The following is a 21,284-nucleotide window of genomic DNA, read 5'->3' as shown; positions in this document are numbered from 1 at the left end:
TGCCACGATTTTAGCACCTTCGTTTCAGAAGTATGTCATTTGAATAATGTTAGATTATGTACCAAGAACATAAAAAAGAAGGACTACTCTTTTAGAGTACGTCCTTCTTTTATTTAGTATAAACCCACATATTTTTGAGTTCACTTTTGATATCCTCAACGGTATAAGTTGTCAGACTATGTTTTTTAGTATCATCGTCATTTGGATCAAGCAAATGAATACCTTGCTCATCCATACTTGTTAATACCATAATATGACCGACTTTAGTAAATTTGCCAGGATTAACTGAAATCACAACTGGAATTCCAATTTTTAAATAAGAAGTGGCTAGTTCAAGATTATCGGTTAAATCCGCAACATGATAACCATAATTCTTGGCGAAATCATCAAATATTTGCCAAGAAGTGCCATAATCCGTAAAGTAACGGTTCTGCGCCCAATCTAGCACTTTGTTCGGGGTCGTTGTCTCATGATCAAAGTAAGCATTAATCATAGATAGTGCAACAATTGCACAACCATTCTTATCCAACGTATGATAATCACCATGACCATAATCTAGCTTGGCAAAGCGTTCATCTCGCTGCAAAATCAAATTCGCATTAAGATGACGACTTTCAAGTTCTTTTCTAGCTTCCATACCATAAGTTTTGACAGGATTATCAGTTTGTTCTTGTTTACTTGTTTCTTCTGTTAATTGTTGAGATTGAGATAATGATTGCTCGAGTGCTTGCTGATGAGTTGTTTGATTTCTCTGATACCAGAATACACCGACAATAATAATAGCGAGCAATCCAATAAGGACACTCATTAGCCTAATTTGATTTTTCTTGTTCATAATAACTCCTTGATAGCGGGGGTAAGTTAGATGCCTAACAATTTTATCATATATTTTATTAAACCATTACTTTTAAATAAAAAACACTCGCAAATTAATGTGAGTGTTTGTTTTGTCTAAAGAGACAAATAATTGCATTGAGTAATCCAAGACCCACAAATACTGAAGTATTCACTATCAGGAATTTGTCATGAATTAAGAGATGGTTAATCCAAATCGGATAAAATTCGTAATGGACAATACTCGTTAATGGGAATGAAAAAGTTAAGAATTGCTGATCAATAGTTATTAACTGTGGGGTGCCAAATATGCCCATCATATAATAGAGCCCAATTAAAATGATGAGGTTAATTAAAACCGCATAGCTTGTTTTTCTTACAATCTGAGTAACCAACAGACCAATGAGCATCACTGGCAGACCTGCATAAATCAGGTGTAGCATGAACGAAGCTAAGTTCAAGATACCAGGTAGATGTAGCTTGAAGAAAATAACGCCTACTGCCATGCTGATGATTAGACTAACTACCATAACCAATAAATAGGCAATCAATTCTGATATCAAATATTTTGAAGTTGAAACACCAAAATATTTTAATCGCTTAAGAACCCCATCATTTTGTCTTTGAGCAATTAAAGTTGGAAAGCCTAATAAGGCAATTAACAAAATACCAGCCATCATGCTAACACCAATGTATAAATCGGCAAAATTTTGATCTGGCCGAACTTGATAATTACCAAGCGCATTCACTTTTGTCATTAAAATTAAGACAGGTAGTATTAATCCACCTATCACTAAAAACGGATTCCTTAATTTTTGTTTGAGACTTAACCAAATCATTGACGATCCCCCTCTTTTTGAAGTAATGCAAGTAAAAAGGTTGTCTGTAAATTTTGCTGATAAAGTTGATAGGATTGTTTTTGTTGAATCAATAGATTCAAAATCACATCTGACTTCTCTTCAGAATCAACAAACACATCACCTTTTTTAGAAAGGACGATGGCTTGTTGCTTAATCTGAGCAATTAAGTCATCTGGTAAATGATTGTAGCTGACTTTAAGATAGGCATGGTGTTGATGGTTTGATAAGAAATCTTCAATCTTACCAAAAAATAGGGATTGTCCGTGATGCATCACCCATACTTTATTCGCCCAACCTTCAACCTCATCAAAATAATAGGTTGCATTTAAAACAGTGGCATCTTGAGTTTGTTGATGTAGCTGTTGGGTCAATTCCTGACGACTCTTAGTATCAAGTCCTGTAGTCAACTCATTAATTAAAGCAATTGCAGGTGATTGTGCTAACACAAGTGCCAATGTTAATTGACGTTGCTCTAGTTCAGTTAGATTTTGAAGCATCACATTTTTAATTTCATCTAGTTGATTAACTTGATAAAAGTCTTTGGATTGCTGTGATTTATCTAAAACTAATTTGACTAGTTCTTTCACTTTTAAACGACTAGGATAGTCATTTTGCTTGAGATACACGCCCAATTTATCATCTGAATCACTGAATTCAATGTCACCTGAATAAGGCAAATTATTGAGCAGAACTTCAAAAATAAGCGACTTCCCTGAATCTTGTTGTCCTAGAATTGCAACCTTATCTCCACGATTGATTGTTAAAGTTTGGTTACTTAAATCGAGCTTTGACTTGGTTTTTATATTTGAAATCTTAATCACCGGTTCAGTCATCGTTAATTAACTCCTTTATTCTGATACAACATATCATAACACAATATAAAAAAGCATAATATATTATATTATGCTTTTTTATTTTTCAGTAACATTATCTTTAGTGATACCGCCAAAAACAGCAGAAGTCGTTAATTTATTCACTTCAAGTGTATCTAATTTAACACTACCAAATTGTGTCTCAAATTTCATTCGATCATAAATTAAAGGGAGTTGGTTTTTAACCTCAATATTCCCAAATTGGACTGACCCGTCCAAATCGTTGACCTTCGTGTCTTTGAAAGATAGATTCCCAAACTGAACTGAACTTTTGACAGTATTTAAATCTGTATTGTTGAAACTAATATTCCCAAATTGAAGTGATACATCAACTTGACTAGCTTGTAACTCAGTAAGCTGAATATTTCCGAATTGTGATGACAATTTTACGTTTTGACTGTTGAATTGCTCAGGTAAAGTCAAGCCGTTTTGTCCATGATAATCAAAGTTATCCAACTGGATTCCATTTGGAACAGTCAATTCGATATAATCAGGTGGGTTCCCAAATCTAAGACCTGAAAAAACTTTTGAAAACCAACTAGTAGGGGTTGAAATCGCTAATTCACCATTACGCGTTTCAACTGTTGGCTGCTTATTTTTTTCAGTATAAGACGTTAAGTGATAACCATCGCCATATTTAATATCAACATGATAACGTGATGATACCTTCAACTTCTTAATATCTTCAGTAGCTGTAATTGTTTGTTCATTTTTTTGCATATTTTGATTATGGTATAAGGTATTCACAACTGCAATAGCTAGTGCAATAAGAATAATCACCAGCGCGGTTAGTCCTAAATATTTAAAAAACTTGCCCAATACTTTCTCCTCCTTAATACCATTCATCTTATCACAGGGAGTTGAAAATAGGGCAAGTTTCGCTTTATTCTCGGCGTTTTTTAATTAAATCATAGACTTCCCACACAGCAAAAATCACACCCAGTAAAGCAATGATTAACCAAAAGATGCTACGGTCTGTCATTACTAAACTGAAAATACTGATTAAAAGAAGTAAAACTGGCATTACAAAGTCTTTCATTAATTCAAACCAGCATCTTTAAATGGCTTCAAATCAATTGTTTCTACATTCAAAATTTTACTCATATCAAATCCAGCCATATCTTCATGAAATTCTGGACTCTCCATATAGTCAGCATTCAACTGGTTAAGATCATATTGATCATCAGCAAACACCGTTGCAAAGATACGGGTAGGTTGCGATTTGTCAGTTTGAACTTCCAAATGAACATTAGCAACTTGGATATGATGTTTAGGTAAACTTTCTAAGTGACGCTTCCAATGAATATCAAAATAAGTTTTGGCACTCTCTGCGTCAGCCAATGTATAAATTCTAAGTTGTCTCATAAATATTGCCTCCTATTTATTTACAGTCAAGCTATTCTACCACTTTTTTTGAGTATTGGTAAAGCAGAATCAGAGTTGATTTTTCGTTATATTAAGTTATAATGATTCTAATATTAAAAATTTAATTTTTAGGAGCTGGATACTATGTCACGAAAAATTGGAATCATCGGTATGGGAAATGTTGGCGCTGCTGCTGCACATTATATTGTCGCAGGCGGTTACGCTGATGACCTTGTCTTAATTGATAAGAATGAAGCTAAAGTAACTTCTGATGCTGTTGATTTTGAAGAAGCAATGCCGAACTTACCCTTCCACACCAATATTACGATTAACGATTACGATAGCTTAAAAGATGCTGACGTCATTATTTCTGCTATTGGTGATATTTCATTGCAATTAGTTTCTAACGGCGATCGCTTTATTGAACTGCCTGGAAACGTGGAAAAGGTCAAAGATGTCGGTGAAAAAATCAAAGCCTCGGGATTCAACGGTGTGCTAGTTGTGATTACTAACCCCGTTGACGTCATTACAGGACTATTTCAAGAAGTGACAGGCCTACCTAAAAATCAAGTAATTGGAACAGGTACATTACTTGACTCAGCCCGTATGAAGCGTGCTGTTGCCAAAAACTTAAACATTGATTCTCGCTGTGTCAGTGGTTACAACTTAGGGGAACACGGTAATTCTCAGTTTGCTGCTTGGTCAACAGTTAAAGCATTAGGGCAACCTATTACTGAAATTGCTAGAGAAAAAAATCTTGATTTAGATAAAATTGATCAAGAAGCTCGTGTTGGTGGTTTCACTGTTTTCAATGGTAAACATTACACAAACTATGGCGTTTCAACCGCTGGTGTTCGTGCTGCTTTGGCAATTTTGTCTGACGCAAACGAAGAACTTTGTGTCTCAAATTATCGTGAAGAATACGGCGTTTACTTATCTTATCCGGTTATTGTTGGACGAAATGGTGTTGTCACCTCAACCAAACTTGACCTTACTAAAGAAGAGTTAGAAAAATTACAATACTCAGCCGACTTTATCAAACAAAAAACGAAAGAAGCCATTGGATAATGTCCCACTCACTGACACGCTTTAGAGTTAAGTCAGGAAAAGAAAAGTTAGCAGATGAATGGCTGACTTTCTTAAATGACCACATTGAAGAAACAACTTTAACTCTGAATCAAGAAAAGATATATGTTGAATCCATTTTCAAAGAAACGATTGATGAGGTAACATACCTTTATTGGTACACCTTAGAAGGTTTAGGTGGACAACCAGTCGAACAGTCAATTAATAAAGTTGATCAAATTCATGTCAACTACTGGAACGAATGTATTGACGAATCTGTACCGGCAGTAGATTTAGAACCTCAACTTTTATTAGTTCAAAATAAATTTAAAAATCAATTTAACTAAGCACTGATAATTATCAGTGTTTTTTTATAACTAATTTCGAATTATTACGAACAATTTTAAAACTATATTTTAAAATTGTTCGTTTTTTATTTGACGATAGTTTAGTGTTTTGTTATTGTTTAATTACTAAAGGAAAGGATGACTCATTAATTATGAAAGTTGCTCTGGTCATGGGCTCCATTTCAGACTGGTCTGTTGTAAAGGATACAGCTGATATGTTAGAGACATTAAATATTGAATTCGACAAAAAAATAATATCCGCACATCGCATGCCTAATGAATTGCAAGAATTTGGGCAAAATGCAAAAAACGAACATTACAGCGTAATCATCGCTGCAGCCGGAGGTGCTGCTCACCTACCGGGTATGTTAGCGGCCAATACTTCTGTTCCAGTAATTGGGATTCCTGTTTTGACTCAAGCACTTAGCGGTATTGATTCACTGCTATCCATCGTGCAAATGCCAGCTGGGGTACCAGTTGCAACTGTTGCTGTAGGTAAAGCCGGTGCAAAGAATGCTGCTATCTTAGCAGCTGAAATGATTGCCATTTCTGATCCTAAAACTTACGAGCGTTTAACTGAGTTCAGAGCTCAACAAACTAAGGAGGCCATTGCTAGCAATGAACAACTTCACGAGTAAAATACTACCCCCAGCTACCATTGGAATTATTGGTGGTGGACAGCTTGGTCAAATGATGACGCTTTCTGCTAAGTCAATGGGCTATAAGGTTGGAATTTTAGATCCAACACCCAATTCTTCAGCCAGCCAAGTAGCAGATTTCCAAATCATTGCCGAATACACCGATCAAGAAGCACTTCGTGAGTTAGCTGAAAAATCTGACGTTTTGACTTATGAATTTGAAAATGTTGACCAAACCAATCTTCAACGTGTAGCACATCTCACTCATATTCCACAACATATTGATGAGTTAATCATCAGCAGTAACCGCCTTCGTGAGAAAGCATTTCTAACTGAAAACAACTTACCCGTCACACCTTACGCTAGAGTAATTGACCAAGAAAGTTTAGAAAGAGCCATTATGCTAGTTGGATTCCCTGGCATTCTTAAAACAACTGAAGGTGGCTACGATGGTCACGGTCAATTCGACTTAAACAGCGAAGCAGACATTGCCACCGTACTTCCTGAACTCGAAAAAACTGAATGGATTTTTGAAAAACGTCAAAACTTTGAAAAAGAGGTTTCTGTAATGGTCACTCGTGACTTCACTGGAAAAGTTCAAACCTTTCCACTAAGTGAAAACACACACAAAGACCACATTCTACATACCAGTGTTGTCCCAGCAAAAGTAGCCGATAAAGTTCACCAAAAAGCAGCTGAGATTGCAAAAAAAATTGCAGATTCAATGTCACTTGCAGGTGTTTTAGGAATTGAATTTTTTGTTCTAAAGAACGATCAACTCCTAGTCAACGAACTTGCACCTAGACCTCATAACTCTGGTCATTACACAATTGAAGCTTGCAATATTTCACAATTCGAAGCTCATATCAGAAGTATTTGTGGGCTTGAATTACCAGACGTTAAATTGAATCAAAATGCTGTGATGGTCAACTTGTTAGGTGATGATTTGACCGTGGGGAGAGAAGGTTTAGTGACTCACCCTGACTGGCACTTTCACGATTATGGTAAAGATGAAATCAAAGCTAAACGTAAAATGGGGCATATCACAGTTGTTGGCAACGATAGCCAAGACTTACTTGACTCACTAAAAAAATTTAGATAATTGGAGAACAAACATGAGTACATTAATTTCAGAAGGTAAAACAAAAAAACTATACACAACTAATGACGAAAACATCATCAAAGTGGCTTACACCAACCACGCAACCGCTTTAAATGGTAAACGTAAAGAAGATATCGACCAAAAGGGAACTTTAAACAACCGTATCTCTAGTTTGATTTTTGCTTACCTTGCAAAAAACGGGATTAAAACTTGTTTCATTGAACAATTATCTGAAACAGAACAATTGAATAAAAAACTAACTATGATTCCTTTAGAAGTTATTATTAGAAACTTAGCCTCCGGTAGTTTTCAAAAGAAATTCGGAACTGACTATCTCGCAGAACTCAAGCAACCTGTACAAGAATTCTGCCTAAAAAGCGATGAACTTGATGATCCTTTCATGAACAATGACCAAATTCTTGCTTTAGATATCGTGACAGAAGATCAAATTGAAGAATTGCGTCAGACTGCGTTCAAAATTAATACACTTTTAAAGGAATTATTTATTAAGGCAAACATTTTATTGGTCGACTTCAAAATCGAATTTGGTTTTGATGCCGATGGCAATATTGTATTAGGTGACGAAATTTCACCAGACTCATGTCGCTTAGTTGATAAAGATACCAAACAATCATTAGACAAAGACGTTTTCAGAAAGAACCTTGGTGATATTATCGAAGGTTACCAAACCGTTCTAGCTAGACTTGAAGCAGAAATTAACTAATTAATTCTTGGAGGAAAAAAATATGTATCTTGCAAAAATCCACATCACTCATAAAGCATCAATCTTAGACCCTCAAGGTGAAGCTATCAAAAACGCGCTACACCGCCTAGATTATCAAGATGTTTCAAACATTACAGCAGGTAAGTATTTTGAAACAACTTTAACTAGTGACTCAAAAGAACAAGCTGAAGCAACTACTCGTTCTATTTGTGAATCATTACTAGCCAACCAAAACATGGAAACATTCCTTTTTACTGTTGAGAAAGTGGAGGACTAATCTTGAAATTTGCTGTTATCAGTTTCCCCGGATCAAACTGCGACTACGATATGTACTATGCGATTAAAGATGCCTTGCAAGAAGAGGTTGAAATGATTTCTTGTGATGAAACTAGTCTTGATGGCTTTGATGCTGCTTTAATTCCTGGCGGATTTTCATATGGGGATTATTTAAGAAGTGGTGCCATTGCAAAATTTGCCAACATCATTCCTGCTTTAATTGAGTTTGCTAATGCAAACAAACCTGTATTAGGTGTTTGCAACGGTTTTCAAATTTTGACTGAAATTGGCCTTTTACCTGGTGCACTACAACATAATAAAAGCATGTCATTCATTTCCCAAATTGAGCCTTTAACCGTTGTGAACAATGAAACACTGTTTACCAATCTTTACAAAAAAGGACAACACATCAACATTCCAATTGCTCACGGCGAAGGGAACTACTATTGTGATGATGCCCAGTTAGCTGAGCTAAAATCTAATAATCAAATCGTATTCACTTACGATAACAACCCTAATGGTAGTTGCGCAGATATCGCAGGTATTACTAATCAAGCAGGTAACGTCTTAGGTATGATGCCTCACCCTGAACGTGCAGTTGAAACCATTCTTGGTAGTGAAGAAGGACTCACTTTATTCCAATCAATTCTAAAAAGCTTTAAAGGAGAATTAAATCGTGTTAACTAAACCTGAACTATCACCTCAAGAAATCAAAGACCAAAAAGTCTACCTTGAATGGGGCTTGACTGAAGAAGAATATACGACTATCTCAAAAAAGCTACTGGGTCGTCTTCCTAACTACACCGAAACCGGCTTATTTTCAGGAATGTGGAGTGAACACTGTTCATACAAAAACTCAAAACAAGTGCTTAAAAAATTCTGGACTGAAGGCAGTCGTGTACTCCAAGGCCCTGGTGAAGGGGCTGGTGTTTTAGATATTGGTGATAACCAAGCAGTTGTGTTTAAAGCCGAAAGTCATAACCATCCTAGCTTTGTGGAACCCTTCCAAGGTTCTGCAACAGGGGTTGGTGGAATTATTCGTGACATTTTCTCAATGGGAGCAAAACCAGTTGCTTTGCTTGATAGTCTTCGTTTTGGTGAATTGTCTACACCTAAAAACAAGTATCTCCTTGATCAAGTTGTTGCTGGAATTTCTCATTACGGAAACAGTATCGGTGTCCCAACTATCGGTGGTGAGATTGCCTTTGATGCTTCTTATGACGGTAACCCACTAGTTAATGCCATGTGTGTTGGCTTAATGGATAAAGACAAACTGAAATCTGGTGTTGCTAAAGGTGAAGGTAACTCAATTATCTATGTTGGCGCAAAAACTGGACGTGATGGGATTAACGGTGCGTCTTTTGCTTCAAGTGAATTCAGCGATGGTGAAGATTTGAACCGTTCAGCTGTTCAAGTAGGTGATCCTTTCATGGAAAAACTATTAGTAGATGCTTGTCTAGAAGTTATTGACAAACATTCTGATATTCTAGTTGGTATTCAAGACATGGGAGCTTGTGGACTTGTTTCTTCATCTGCTGAAATGGCTTCAAAAGCCGGAAGTGGTCTTAATCTTAACCTTGACTTAGTGCCACAGCGTGAAGATCATATGACACCTTATGAAATCATGTTGTCTGAATCACAAGAACGTATGGTATTTTGTATCAAAAAAGGACATGAACAAGAAATTTTCGATGTTTTCAAAAAATACAATCTTGACGCCGTAACCATTGGTGAAGTTGTCAACGATGGTCACTACACCTTAACTCATCAAGGTGAAGTCGTTTGTGATATCCCAACTGCAAGCTTGGTTGATGACGTTCCTGAATATCAACACGTTGGTCAAAAGCCAAAACACCTGCTTGAAACAAAAGAAAACTTTGTTCCAGAAGTAACAGACGTTGCTGAAACACTATCAAAAGTTTTAGCTCAACCAACAGTAGCTTCAAAAGAATCGGTCTTTCGTCAATACGATTCACGTGTGCAAGCAAACACAGTTGTGGCGCCTGGTAGTGATGCAGCTGTTATCCGTGTTAGAAATACCAACAAGTCTCTTGCGATGACAATGGATAGCAACGCACGTTACATCTACTTAGATCCTTACATTGGTGGACAGATTGCAGTTAGTGAATCTGCTCGAAACATTGTTGCTTCAGGTGGAACACCGATTGGTATTACAGACTGTTTGAACTTTGGTAATCCCGAAAATGATGAACGTTTCTATGAAATGGATCAATCTGTTCAAGGAATTTCAAAAGCTTGTCAAACCTTTGATGCACCTGTTATTTCGGGTAACGTATCACTTTATAACGAAACTGATAAAAAAGCGATTTATCCAACACCAGTTATTGGAATGGTTGGTTTGATTGAAGATAACCGACACATCACAACACAAGATTTCAAAACTGCTGGCGATTTAGTTTATGTTGTCGGTCAAACTTTTGATGACTTCAGCGGTTCTGAAATTCAAAAAATGATGACAGGTGAAATCTACGGTTCATTTGACCACTTTGATTTAGAAACTGAACATCACAACCAACAATTAGTATCGAAAGCGATTAAACAAAACTTGGTTCAAAGTGCCCACGATTTAAGTGAAGGTGGATTAGGTGTCGCACTTGCAGAAAGTGCTTTTGCTCAAGAATTGGGAATTAAAGGAAAACTTGACCTAACAGCTGCACAATTGTTCTCTGAATCTCAAAGTCGTTTTGTCATCAGTATTAAGCCTGAACATAAATCAGAATTTGAAGCTTTAATGCAAGATTCTGCCACATTAATTGGTGAATTAACACAAGAACCAACAGTTGATATTAAATTAGCAGATCAGCACTTAATCGCTCAGGTTTCTGATTTGAAAAATTCTTGGAAGGACAGTCTAACATGCCTAATGAAATAAAAAGTTTAAATGAAGAATGCGGTGTCTTTGGTATTTGGGGATCTAATCCAGATGAAACAGCTGGCCTAATTTATCACGGACTACACAGCTTACAACACCGTGGTCAAGAAGGCGCGGGTATGGTCGTGACTGATGACGACAGAATCATGCACCGTCAACGTGACTTAGGTCTGATTTCTAATGTTTTTGCCGATCAAGAAACTTTCAAGACGTTAAAAGGTTCAATTGGTGTGGGACATGTCAGATATGCCACAGCCGGAAGTCATGGTATCAAAAATATCCAACCATTCATTTTTCACTTGGATAACTTCACTGATTTTTCACTTGCACATAATGGTAACTTAACCAATGCCGATACTTTGAAGAAGAAGTTACAAGACAAAGGCGCTGTTTTTCACTCTGACTCAGATAGTGAAATTCTAGGACAACTTATCAAGATGAGCCAAAAAGATGACTTCTTAGATCGTTTGAAAGAAGCGCTTCAACAAATTGAAGGTGGTTTTGCCTTCTTACTTTCAACAGAAGACACTTTAATTGCTGCACTTGACCGCAATGGTTTTCGTCCTTTAGTTATTGGTAGACGTGACGACGGTTCATACGTTATTGCAAGCGAAACTTGTGCCCTTGATCAAGTTCATGCAACATACGTCCGTGACGTTGAACCCGGTGAAGTGATTATCATCAATAAATCAGGAATTACAACTGACCACTTCACAACTGATACTAACTTGACCATTTGTTCAATGGAATACATCTACTTTGCACGTCCTGACTCAGTTATTCGTAATGTGTCTGTTCATGAAGCTAGAAAACGTATGGGTGAACTTTGTGCTAAAGAAAATCCTGTTGATGCTGACGTTGTTGTCGGTGTTCAAAACTCTGCTTTGTCTGCTGCAGGAGGTTACGCACAAGGTAGCGGTATCCCTTATGATATGGGATTAATCAAGAACCAATATGTCGCTAGAACCTTCATTGAACCGACTCAAGAAAAACGTGAAAACGGTGTTTCTATGAAGTTGTCAGCTGTTCGCTCAGTTGTTAAAGACAAGCGTGTTGTTTTAGTTGATGATTCTATTGTTCGTGGCACAACAATTAAATACATTGTGAAATTAATTCGTGATGCAGGTGCTAAAGAAGTTCACGTTCGTATTGGGTCTCCTGCACTTAAATTCCCTTGTTTCTACGGAATTGATATCCAAACGACACAAGAATTAATTGCTGCTAATCATTCAATTGATGAAATCACAGAAATTATCAATGCCGATTCACTTGGATTTTTGAGTGTTGAAGGTTTAATTGATGCCATTGGACTCAAAAGTGATAATGCTTATCATGGCTTGTGTACCGCTTACTTTGACGGTAACTATCCAACCCCTTTATACGATTATCAAGAAGAATTTGATCAAAAAGCTCAAGAATTAGGACTTTACACGGAGGAACGTAAAATTGACTAACCAATATAAAAAAGCCGGTGTTGATATTAAAGCAGGAGAAAATGCTGTTGACGCTATCAAGCCAATTGTAAAAGCAACCCAAAATGCCAATGTTCTCTCAACCATTGGTGGCTTTGGTGCTGAATATGAATTGACTAATGTCTTAAAAGGCATAAAAGAACCTGTTTTGATTTCAGGTACTGATGGTGTTGGAACTAAGTTAATGCTTGCACTCAAACATAACCGTAATGAAAATATCGGGATCGACTTAGTTGCGATGTGTGTGAATGACATTCTAGCTCAAGGTGCTAATCCACTATTCTTCTTAGACTACGTGGGTGTTGGTAAACTTGAACCAGCTAATATGAAAGAAATCGTAAACGGCATTGCCGAAGGTTGTAAGTTAGGAAACATGGCTCTAATCGGTGGTGAAATGGCTGAAATGCCGGGTCTTTATGACACTGACGAATACGATTTATCTGGTTTTGCAGTTGGTTTAGTTGATAAAAGTAAAATCCTAACTAAGCAAAACGTTAAAGAAGGCGATGTCTTAATTGGTCTAGCTTCAAGTGGTATTCACTCAAATGGTTATTCCCTAGTGAGAAAAATCATTGATGACAATCAACTAGACTTAAATGAGTATCGTGAAGAATTGAACGGCACACTACTTGATGTTGTGATGGCACCTACTCAAATCTACTTCAATCAACTTAACCCGTTATTTGAAGAAAGTTTAGTACATGCTGTCGCTCATATTACAGGTGGTGGGATTACAGAAAACTTGGAACGCATCATTCCAGAATACTTGACCGCAAAAGTTTACAAAAACACTTGGCAACAACCTGCTATCTTCGATCTTTTACAAAGAGAAGGGCAAGTTTCACAAGAAGAAATGGACTCTGTCTTCAACATGGGGCTAGGTATGATTATGGCTGTTGCACCTGAAAATGTTGAACAAGTCAAAACAATTCTTGGTGATGATTGTTACCAAATAGGTCAGGTGGAAAATAGACATGACAAACCAGTCGAAATCATCTACTAAGCTAAAGAATGTCGCTGTTTTTGCTTCGGGAAACGGTTCTAATTTTGAATCAATTGCCCGTGCAGATTTACCAATTAATCTCTCACTTGTGGTGTGCGATAAACCCCATGCTAAAGTTATCGAACGTGCCCACAATCATGGGATTGAGACTTTTGTTTTAGAACTCAAAAATTGCGCGGACAAAACTGATTATGAAACCCAAATTTTAGAACAGTTACACCAGCATGACATTGACTTCATTATTTTAGCTGGCTATATGAAAATTATTCATGCCACACTTTTAAATGCTTTCCCTCAAAAAATCATCAATATCCATCCCGCTTATCTTCCTAATTTCCCTGGTAAAGATGGTATTGGTGATGCTTATAAAGCTGGTGTGAGTGAGACTGGTGTGACCGTTCACTATGTTGATGAAGGTGTTGATACTGGTCACATTATTCGTCAACAAAAAGTCCCTCGCTACAAAAGTGATAGCCTAGAAGATTTAGAAACTAGAATTCATAGCGTTGAACATGTGCTGTACCCTGACACAATTCGCAATTTAATCGAAAAAGGAGAACTTTAAGTTGAAAAAATTAGCTTTAATTAGCGTATCTGACAAGACAGGCATCGTCGAATTTGCCAAAAACTTAATCGAACAAGGATATGATGTTATCTCAACCGGAGGGACACTTAAAAATTTAGTGGATCATAATGTGGCTGCTACCCCCGTTGAAGATATTACACAATTCAAAGAAATGTTGGACGGTCGTGTCAAAACACTTCATCCAATGATTCATGGTGGGATTTTAGCACAACGCGCTAACCCAACTCATATGGCCCAAATTAAGGAAAGTGGCATCAATCCCATTGACCTGGTTTGCGTTAATTTATATCCCTTTAAAGAAACTATCCAAAAGCCTGATGTAACAGATGAAGATGCCATTGAAAACATCGATATCGGTGGCCCTTCAATGCTTCGTGCAGCTGCTAAAAACTACCAAGATGTTGCAGTCATAACTGAACCTAGCGATTATGATGAAGTTATTGACCGTCTTAAGGCAGACAACCTTACAGTTGAATTCAAACGTCAACTTTCTGCTAAAGTTTTCAGACAAACAGCCGCTTATGATGCATTAATTGCTAACTATTTAACTGCTGAAGAGTTCCCAGAAAAACTAACAGTCACTTATGAAAAAGTGGACGACATGCGTTATGGTGAAAACAACCATCAACAAGCTGCTTATTATAAAGATGCTATTCCCGAAAAATATTCACTAGCTAATGCTAAACAATTACACGGCAAACAACTTTCTTACAATAATATCCGTGATGCAGATGCTGCACTTCGTATTGCTGCTGAATTTGATCAACCAGCTGTTGTGGCTCTAAAACACATGAACCCTTGTGGTGTTGGTCTTGCTGAAACCGTTTTGGATGCTTGGCAAAAAGCTTATGATGCTGACCCAATCTCAATTTTTGGTGGAATTATCGTATCAAACCGTGAAGTTGACTTGGCTACCGCTGAAAAAATGCACGAAATCTTCTTGGAAATTATTATCGCACCTTCATTTACAGATGAAGCTTACGATGTTTTAGCTAAGAAGAAGAACTTACGTCTACTTCAACTAGACTTTTCTAAAATTGATGCTAACCAAAAAGACCTCGTTTCAGTTCTTGGTGGTGCGTTAATTCAAGACCGTGACTTAGCACACGAGTCTATCTCCGACTTTGAAGTCGTCACAAAAACACAACCCACAAAAGAACAACTTGAAGCACTTGAATTTGGTCAAACTGTCGTTAAACACGTCAAAAGTAACGCTATTGTCATCACAACTGCTTCTCAAACTTTAGGGGTAGGTGCTGGTCAGATGAACCGTATCGACTCTACAAAAATCGCAATTGAAAATGCCGCTTCAAAATCTGGTTTTGAAAATGCCATTATGGCTTCAGATGCCTTCTTTCCAATGGATGACTGTGTTGAATACGCAGCTAAACATGGTATCAAAGCAATTGTTCAACCTGGTGGTAGTATCCGTGATAAAGATTCAATTGCAATGGCTGACAAACTTGGTATTGCGATGGTCTTTTCAGCAAAACGTCATTTCAAACACTAATTAAGTCTTAACAGAGGAGTATCTTATAATGGAAAAATGGTTAATTATTGGGTCTGGTGGTCGTGAATATGCTTTTGCTAAATCGCTATCACGCCACAATGATCGTCTGATTCTTGTTGCACCTGGCAATCCTATGATGAATAACTTACAAAACGTTTCAACCGTTTCAATCAGTGAAACCGATGTTTCAGCTTTAGCTAATTTTGCTCGTGAAAACGATGTAACCTGCACATTAGTCGGACCTGAAGTCCCTTTATCAAAAGGGATTGTTGATGAATTCAACTTACAATCTCTTCCTATCTTCGGGCCAACTCAATCCGCAGCTAGATTAGAAAGTTCAAAAGATTTTGCCAAATCAATCATGCAAAGAGCTGGTGTTAAAACTGCTAAGCACCAAACTTTTACCAAGGTTGAAGAAGCTAAAGACTACATCGCTAGTCGCTCTCTTCCTATTGTTATTAAAGCTGATGGACTTGCATCAGGAAAAGGAGTTATCATTGCTCAAACTCAAGATGAAGCTGACCAAGCTATTGCTGAGTTACTGACAAATGGGCATCATAGCTCTATCTTGGTTGAAGACTTCTTAGAAGGGGAAGAATTTTCACTATTTGTGATGGCAAATGGCGAACAATTTATGGCAATGCCACCTTCTCAAGATCACAAGCGTTTACTTGACAATGACGAAGGGCCAAACACTGGTGGAATGGGTGCTTATAGTCCTGTTCCTCAAATTAGCCAATCCATTCAAGATACTGCTATCAACGAAGTTGTTAAACCTGTTTTAAGACAAATGGTTAAAGAAGGCCATTCATTCACTGGATTCTTATATGCCGGCTTGATTTTGACTAAAGAAGGTATTCAAGTTATTGAATTCAACGTTCGTATGGGAGATCCTGAAACACAAGTTGTGCTACCTCAACTTGAATCAGACTTAGGTGACGCTATTGTGCAATTACTTGCTGGCAAAACTAGTCAACTGACCTGGCAACAAGGGCAATACTATATTGGCAATGTTGTGGCTTCTATGGGCTATCCCAAAAAAGTCTTAGACAGCCAACCGTTACCCGTATTTAACGATACGATTGACGTTGATTATGCTGGTGTTAAAGAAATCAATAATCAATTTGTTAGTTCTGGCGGTCGCGTATTGATGGCAATTGCTCATGATCAAGATTTAGCTAAGGCACAAACAAAACTTAATGATGCTTTAGCTCAGTCTGTTAACAAAGCTCATTATCATTACCGAACAGATATTGGTAGTAAAGGAATTAAATTTTTAAGTGCTGAGAAAGTTTAGTAATAAAACAAAAAAACGTCCATGTTATTGGACGTTTTTTTTATAGTGATTTTTTCTAATTTATCCACGTGAACTCATTGACAAAGTTATCCTTGTTGATTAGGCTAGTTGACCATAACGGCAACTGGTAAAAAGTGTCTGAATTTGATACACTATAAAAAATGAAACGTTGATTTGATGGGATTCTGTTAGTCTTTTTCTCGCATACGCGAGAGTGATCCTTAACTGGCAATGTCCCCAATTTGAAAATTGGGCTTTTTCTCGCATACGCGAGAGTGATCCCGAACGTTAACCACTTCATCAGTGACTAAACGTCTTTTTCTCGCATACGCGAGAGTGATCCTTCATAGACGTAGCTCTTTTAAGGTTCTTTTGACTTTTTCTCGCATACGCGAGAGTGATCCTTAAAAAAAACAAAGTATTTAAATTTAAAATCTCTTTTTCTCGCATACGCGAGAGTGATCCTCGAACCCTTTCAAGACGCCAGTATCAGTTCATCTTTTTCTCGCATACGCGAGAGTGATCCCGAGGAAAAACTCGATATCGAAGCCAAGCAAAACTTTTTCTCGCATACGCGAGAGTGATCCTGAATTAATCATCAACTATGATGCAGATTATAACTTTTTCTCGCATACGCGAGAGTGATCCTCACAGCTAAAATCACAACTTGATAGTACGCAACTTTTTCTCGCACACGCGAGAGCAACCTTTCAAACTTTAAAAATCATATAATAATAGCCGCTACATTTTTACTAATTTCATTAATCGCTGTATACTATAAAGTACTTAGTTGAAAGAAGAATAACATTATGAGAAATAAACGTTTAGCGGTATATTGCGGTGCCAAGATTGGCAATAATACCAAATATAAAGAAGCTGTCATGTCACTAGGTCAAAAAATGATTAATCATAATTTTGATCTTGTTTATGGAGGCGGAACAGTCGGGTTAATGGGTGTCATTGCAGAAACCGTACTGCAACAAAATGGCGAAGTCTATGCAATCATGCCTAAGTTTCTCAAGGATTTAGAAGGTTTTGAAGACGAAGCGCAACACACTGAAATTGTCGACAGCATGTCTGTTAGAAAGCAACGTATGCTAGAACTATCAGACTTTTGTATAGCCATGCCTGGTGGTGCGGGAACATTAGAAGAAATCGTAGAAGCTTATTCATGGCATATATTGGGTCAAGTCAATAACCCTTGTGCTTTTTATAATATCGACGGTTTTTATACACCTATGAAAGCAATGTATGACAATATGGTTGTTCAAGGTTATTTATCAAAAGAAAATCGCCAAAAACTATTCTTTTCTGATTCACTTGATGACATATTTGCCTTCTTTGAAAATTATCAAAATTAACAATTAAACACTTTGAAGTGACTTTTTATAAATACTGCAACGTCTCGATTAAAATCGTGGGCGTTTTTTATTTGCAATCTTTTACAGTGGATTCCTCAATCTTGCACCACACAATTAGTGATAGTTTCGACTAAACTAGTCACTGTATTTAGGAAGATAATGCTCAAATTGAGCGATTTACCGAGATTTGGCGTATTGTTAACACCAACAGAGGACTATTAATCAAGCAAATCACACCAATCAATGAAGATTAGATCATTCATCATTTGGATTTATGTGCCATAGCTTCTATAATGAACCTAACTAAACAATTGTAAGGAGTGCGATTATGAAACAAGATTTTATTGAGATTAAGGATGCTCACCAAAATAACCTCAAAAATATTAACTTATCAATTCCAAAACACCAGATAAATGTATTCACGGGTTTATCTGGTTCAGGAAAATCATCATTAGTCTTTGATACTTTAGCTGCTAATTCGAGACGAGAACTGAATGAAACTTTCCCTAGTTTTACACAACAATATCTACCTAAATATGGTTCTCCTGAAGTCGGACAGATTGACAATTTACCCGTTGCGATTGTTATCCAACAAAAAACCGTTGGCAAAAATCCCCGGTCGACACTTTCTACCTATACTGGTATCTACTCACTTTTGAGATTACTTTTTTCAAGAGTGGGCAAACCTTGGGTAGGTTATTCAGACTCTTTTTCTTTCAACTTACCTCAAGGTATGTGTGAACAGTGCCAAGGACTCGGATACGTTGACGAAATCAATCCTGACAAACTTATTGACTATAATAAATCACTAAATGAAGGTGGTATTACCTTTGTCAGTTTTGGTCCAAACACTTGGCGCTGGAAACGATATGCACAAACCGGTCTTTTTGATAACGACAAGAAAATCAAAGATTATTCAAAGGAAGAGTTAGACAATCTACTCTATGCCCCTCAACAAAAACTAAAAGACGCCGCTCCTGAATGGAACAACTCTATTTTATATGAAGGACTTATTCCTAGAATCAAGCGCTCGATTCTTGAAAGTCGTGAGGGTCAACATCACAAAAAAGCGATTGCAGAAGTCGTTACTCGTAAAATTTGCCCAACTTGTCAGGGGCAAAAGCTCAATCAAAAAACACTTAGCTGTCAAATAGACAACAAGAACATCAGCGATGTTTTAGCACTGAATCTTGATGAAATTATGACATTTTTGAAGACAATTACACAACCACTCGTTAAAGATTTAATCCGTGAACTCAATAATAAGATTCAAGCGCTTATTGATCTTGGATTGTCTTATTTAACACTTAATCGCAGTACTGATACGTTATCTGGTGGGGAAGTACAACGCATTAAGATTGCAAAATTCATGAATAGTGCACTAGTTGATATGCTTTATATCTTAGATGAACCCAGTGTCGGCCTTCATCCTCATGACATCGAACTAATCAAAAAAGCCCTCATCAAGCTTCGTGATCGTGGCAATACCGTTGTCATTGTTGAACACAATCCCCTACTAATTCCGATTGCTGATTATATTTTCGAAATTGGGCCAAAAGCTGGAAAAGAAGGTGGAGAGGTTACTTTTGCAGGTACTTATGACGAAATACTTAATTCCAACACCTTAACAGGTAAAATGCTTAAGCAAAAGCTTACTTTTCCAAATCACAGACCTATCACAAAAACCATTGACCTTTCAGACGTTAAAATCCACAATCTAAAAGATGTCGATGTCAAAATTCCACTCAATGCACAAACAGTTATTTCTGGTGTCGCTGGATCAGGTAAAAGTTCACTGGTTGAAGCAATCAAAGAAAAATTAACCGGTCCTTATATTGATTTGACCCAAGATGCAGTGGGCGTCAATATCCGCTCAACTTCTGCTACTTATCTTGATATTTTAGACACGATTAGAAAACTATTCGCTAAAGAAAATAAAGTATCCCGTGCCTTATTTAGCTATAATGGTAAGGGCAGATGTCCGTTATGTAAGGGCCGTGGTGTTCAGATTACCAATATGGCATTCATGGATCCTGTTATTCAAGTCTGCGAAAAATGTCAGGGTAAACGCTACAATGACGAAGCACTAAGCTACACTTACCATGACAAAACCATCAGTGATGTCTTAGAATTATCTATTGCGGACGCTTTAACTTTCTTTGACGATATCAAAGAGATTTCAAGTAAGTTAACAAATATGAAACGCGTTGGACTTGACTACCTTTCTTTAGGTCAGTCACTTGATACCCTTTCAGGTGGAGAAGTCCAACGTCTAAAATTAGCTGATCAATTAAACAATAAAGGTGCTATTTATTTATTAGATGAGCCAACAGCAGGATTACACATGCAAGATGTTAAAGTCATTGAAGAACTGTTTAATAACTTAGTTAGTCAAGGTAACACACTTATTATCGTTGAACATAACTTGGAAATTATGAGCCAAGCCGATTGGTTGATTGATGTTGGACCCAAAGCAGGAATTTACGGTGGCCGAATTCTTTACACTGGTAGACCAAAAGATTCTGTAACTGCTAAAAATTCTATTACTGGAAAATATCTGTCAATTTACAATAATGAAAGATAATAAGACTTAATCTTTGCTTTTCTACCAAAAATCAACTACTATTCACTTGTAGCGAAAGCTACTTATTATATTTCTTATTTCTTACTCCTCCAAGTATTGTTATAAGACTTAAATACGAGTTGATCATTATTAACTCACCAAAAAACCCGCTATTAGCGGGTTTTTTATTATGTTATAAAATAATATACTATGCGATAACAGAACATATTATATTACAACATAATATTGAATATCCTCACTTTATTTATCATCACTTTAAGTTTGTCGCTGATGATATCTGCCATGTGGTTTTATCTTTATGATGCTTGGCTAATCGTTCTGTCAGTACTTTTAATCATAAAAAAAAGCCCTAAATCCCAACAAGAATAAGGGCTTTTTTTGTCTGTTTAGACAAAACTTACATCAAAACAGACAAAATTTACATCAAATCGCATTTTGGACAGACAAAACTTACATCAAAAACAGACAAAACTTACATCAAAAACAGACAAAACT

Annotated in this window: 21 protein-coding genes and 1 CRISPR repeat array; of the genes, 15 read left to right on the top strand and 6 right to left on the bottom strand. The window is 36.9% G+C overall.

Features of this window, described 5'->3' with window-relative positions; all coding sequences use genetic code 11:
- Nucleotides 1-109: 109 nt before the first annotated feature.
- From FC86_RS03740 to FC86_RS03720, 6 genes are all read right to left on the bottom strand, one after another.
- Nucleotides 110-835 (bottom strand): C39 family peptidase, encoded by a 726-nt coding sequence (locus FC86_RS03740; protein WP_056974737.1) that lies wholly within the window; start codon nt 833-835, stop codon nt 110-112.
- Between the two features lie 94 nt (nt 836-929).
- Nucleotides 930-1,673, bottom strand: a complete 744-nt coding sequence (locus FC86_RS03735) for an ABC transporter permease (RefSeq protein ID WP_056974736.1) — start codon at nt 1,671-1,673, stop codon at nt 930-932.
- The gene (locus FC86_RS03730; protein WP_056974735.1) at nt 1,670-2,527 is read right to left on the bottom strand and encodes an ATP-binding cassette domain-containing protein; all 858 of its coding nucleotides are present in this window, start codon (nt 2,525-2,527) and stop codon (nt 1,670-1,672) included. Before FC86_RS03730 ends, FC86_RS03735 begins: the two co-directional genes overlap by 4 nt.
- Before the next feature lie 78 nt (nt 2,528-2,605).
- Complete coding sequence (locus tag FC86_RS03725) at nt 2,606-3,385, bottom strand: DUF4097 family beta strand repeat-containing protein (protein WP_056974734.1); 780 nt, start codon at nt 3,383-3,385, stop codon at nt 2,606-2,608.
- Between the two features lie 64 nt (nt 3,386-3,449).
- The gene (locus tag FC86_RS06550) at nt 3,450-3,605 is read right to left on the bottom strand and encodes a hypothetical protein (protein ID WP_156403340.1); all 156 of its coding nucleotides are present in this window, start codon (nt 3,603-3,605) and stop codon (nt 3,450-3,452) included.
- Entirely contained in the window at nt 3,605-3,931 is a 327-nt protein-coding gene (locus tag FC86_RS03720; protein WP_056974733.1) for a hypothetical protein, read from the bottom strand. The genes FC86_RS06550 and FC86_RS03720 overlap by 1 nt, the downstream gene beginning before the upstream one ends.
- A gap of 144 nt (nt 3,932-4,075) precedes the next feature.
- Between FC86_RS03720 and FC86_RS03715 the strand changes: the two genes are divergently transcribed.
- From FC86_RS03715 to FC86_RS03645, 15 genes are all read left to right on the top strand, one after another.
- Nucleotides 4,076-4,999: an L-lactate dehydrogenase gene (locus FC86_RS03715; RefSeq protein ID WP_056974732.1), complete on the top strand. Its 924-nt coding sequence runs from the start codon at nt 4,076-4,078 to the stop codon at nt 4,997-4,999.
- On the top strand, nt 4,999-5,343 hold the full coding sequence (locus tag FC86_RS03710) for a DUF6176 family protein (RefSeq protein WP_056974731.1): 345 nt from the start codon (nt 4,999-5,001) through the stop codon (nt 5,341-5,343). Before FC86_RS03715 ends, FC86_RS03710 begins: the two co-directional genes overlap by 1 nt.
- Before the next feature lie 149 nt (nt 5,344-5,492).
- Complete coding sequence (gene purE, locus FC86_RS03705) at nt 5,493-5,981, top strand: 5-(carboxyamino)imidazole ribonucleotide mutase (RefSeq protein ID WP_056974816.1); 489 nt, start codon at nt 5,493-5,495, stop codon at nt 5,979-5,981.
- Nucleotides 5,962-7,083 (top strand): 5-(carboxyamino)imidazole ribonucleotide synthase, encoded by a 1,122-nt coding sequence (purK, locus tag FC86_RS03700; protein ID WP_056974730.1) that lies wholly within the window; start codon nt 5,962-5,964, stop codon nt 7,081-7,083. Before purE ends, purK begins: the two co-directional genes overlap by 20 nt.
- A 13-nt stretch (nt 7,084-7,096) precedes the next feature.
- Complete coding sequence (gene purC, locus FC86_RS03695; protein WP_056974729.1) at nt 7,097-7,807, top strand: phosphoribosylaminoimidazolesuccinocarboxamide synthase; 711 nt, start codon at nt 7,097-7,099, stop codon at nt 7,805-7,807.
- Between the two features lie 22 nt (nt 7,808-7,829).
- Nucleotides 7,830-8,084, top strand: a complete 255-nt coding sequence (purS, locus tag FC86_RS03690; protein WP_056974728.1) for a phosphoribosylformylglycinamidine synthase subunit PurS — start codon at nt 7,830-7,832, stop codon at nt 8,082-8,084.
- The gene (gene purQ, locus FC86_RS03685) at nt 8,084-8,770 is read left to right on the top strand and encodes a phosphoribosylformylglycinamidine synthase subunit PurQ (protein WP_272481171.1); all 687 of its coding nucleotides are present in this window, start codon (nt 8,084-8,086) and stop codon (nt 8,768-8,770) included. The genes purS and purQ overlap by 1 nt, the downstream gene beginning before the upstream one ends.
- Nucleotides 8,760-10,976: a phosphoribosylformylglycinamidine synthase subunit PurL gene (gene purL / locus FC86_RS03680; RefSeq protein ID WP_056974726.1), complete on the top strand. Its 2,217-nt coding sequence runs from the start codon at nt 8,760-8,762 to the stop codon at nt 10,974-10,976. Before purQ ends, purL begins: the two co-directional genes overlap by 11 nt.
- On the top strand, nt 10,961-12,430 hold the full coding sequence (gene purF, locus FC86_RS03675; protein WP_056974725.1) for an amidophosphoribosyltransferase: 1,470 nt from the start codon (nt 10,961-10,963) through the stop codon (nt 12,428-12,430). Before purL ends, purF begins: the two co-directional genes overlap by 16 nt.
- Complete coding sequence (purM, locus tag FC86_RS03670) at nt 12,423-13,451, top strand: phosphoribosylformylglycinamidine cyclo-ligase (RefSeq protein ID WP_056974724.1); 1,029 nt, start codon at nt 12,423-12,425, stop codon at nt 13,449-13,451. The genes purF and purM overlap by 8 nt, the downstream gene beginning before the upstream one ends.
- Entirely contained in the window at nt 13,423-14,016 is a 594-nt protein-coding gene (gene purN / locus FC86_RS03665; protein WP_056974723.1) for a phosphoribosylglycinamide formyltransferase, read from the top strand. Before purM ends, purN begins: the two co-directional genes overlap by 29 nt.
- A 1-nt stretch (nt 14,017) precedes the next feature.
- Nucleotides 14,018-15,547 (top strand): bifunctional phosphoribosylaminoimidazolecarboxamide formyltransferase/IMP cyclohydrolase, encoded by a 1,530-nt coding sequence (purH, locus tag FC86_RS03660; protein WP_056974722.1) that lies wholly within the window; start codon nt 14,018-14,020, stop codon nt 15,545-15,547.
- A gap of 28 nt (nt 15,548-15,575) precedes the next feature.
- Nucleotides 15,576-16,844 (top strand): phosphoribosylamine--glycine ligase, encoded by a 1,269-nt coding sequence (gene purD / locus FC86_RS03655; RefSeq protein WP_056974721.1) that lies wholly within the window; start codon nt 15,576-15,578, stop codon nt 16,842-16,844.
- Nucleotides 16,845-17,037: 193 nt separating this feature from the next.
- Nucleotides 17,038-17,553: a CRISPR direct-repeat array (repeat unit 28 nt; unit sequence CTTTTTCTCGCATACGCGAGAGTGATCC).
- Nucleotides 17,554-17,653: 100 nt separating this feature from the next.
- Nucleotides 17,654-18,205, top strand: coding sequence for an LOG family protein (locus FC86_RS03650; protein ID WP_056974720.1), 552 nt, complete (start codon nt 17,654-17,656; stop codon nt 18,203-18,205).
- A gap of 325 nt (nt 18,206-18,530) precedes the next feature.
- Complete coding sequence (locus tag FC86_RS03645; protein WP_420835998.1) at nt 18,531-20,789, top strand: ATP-binding cassette domain-containing protein; 2,259 nt, start codon at nt 18,531-18,533, stop codon at nt 20,787-20,789.
- Nucleotides 20,790-21,284 lie beyond the last annotated feature (495 nt).

It is taken from the genome of Holzapfeliella floricola DSM 23037 = JCM 16512, from assembly GCF_001436605.1.
GTDB classification, from domain to species: Bacteria; Bacillota; Bacilli; order Lactobacillales; family Lactobacillaceae; genus Holzapfeliella; species Holzapfeliella floricola.
The sequence above is the reverse complement of the archived record's forward strand: the minus strand, read 5'-3'. Positions and strand labels throughout refer to the sequence as shown.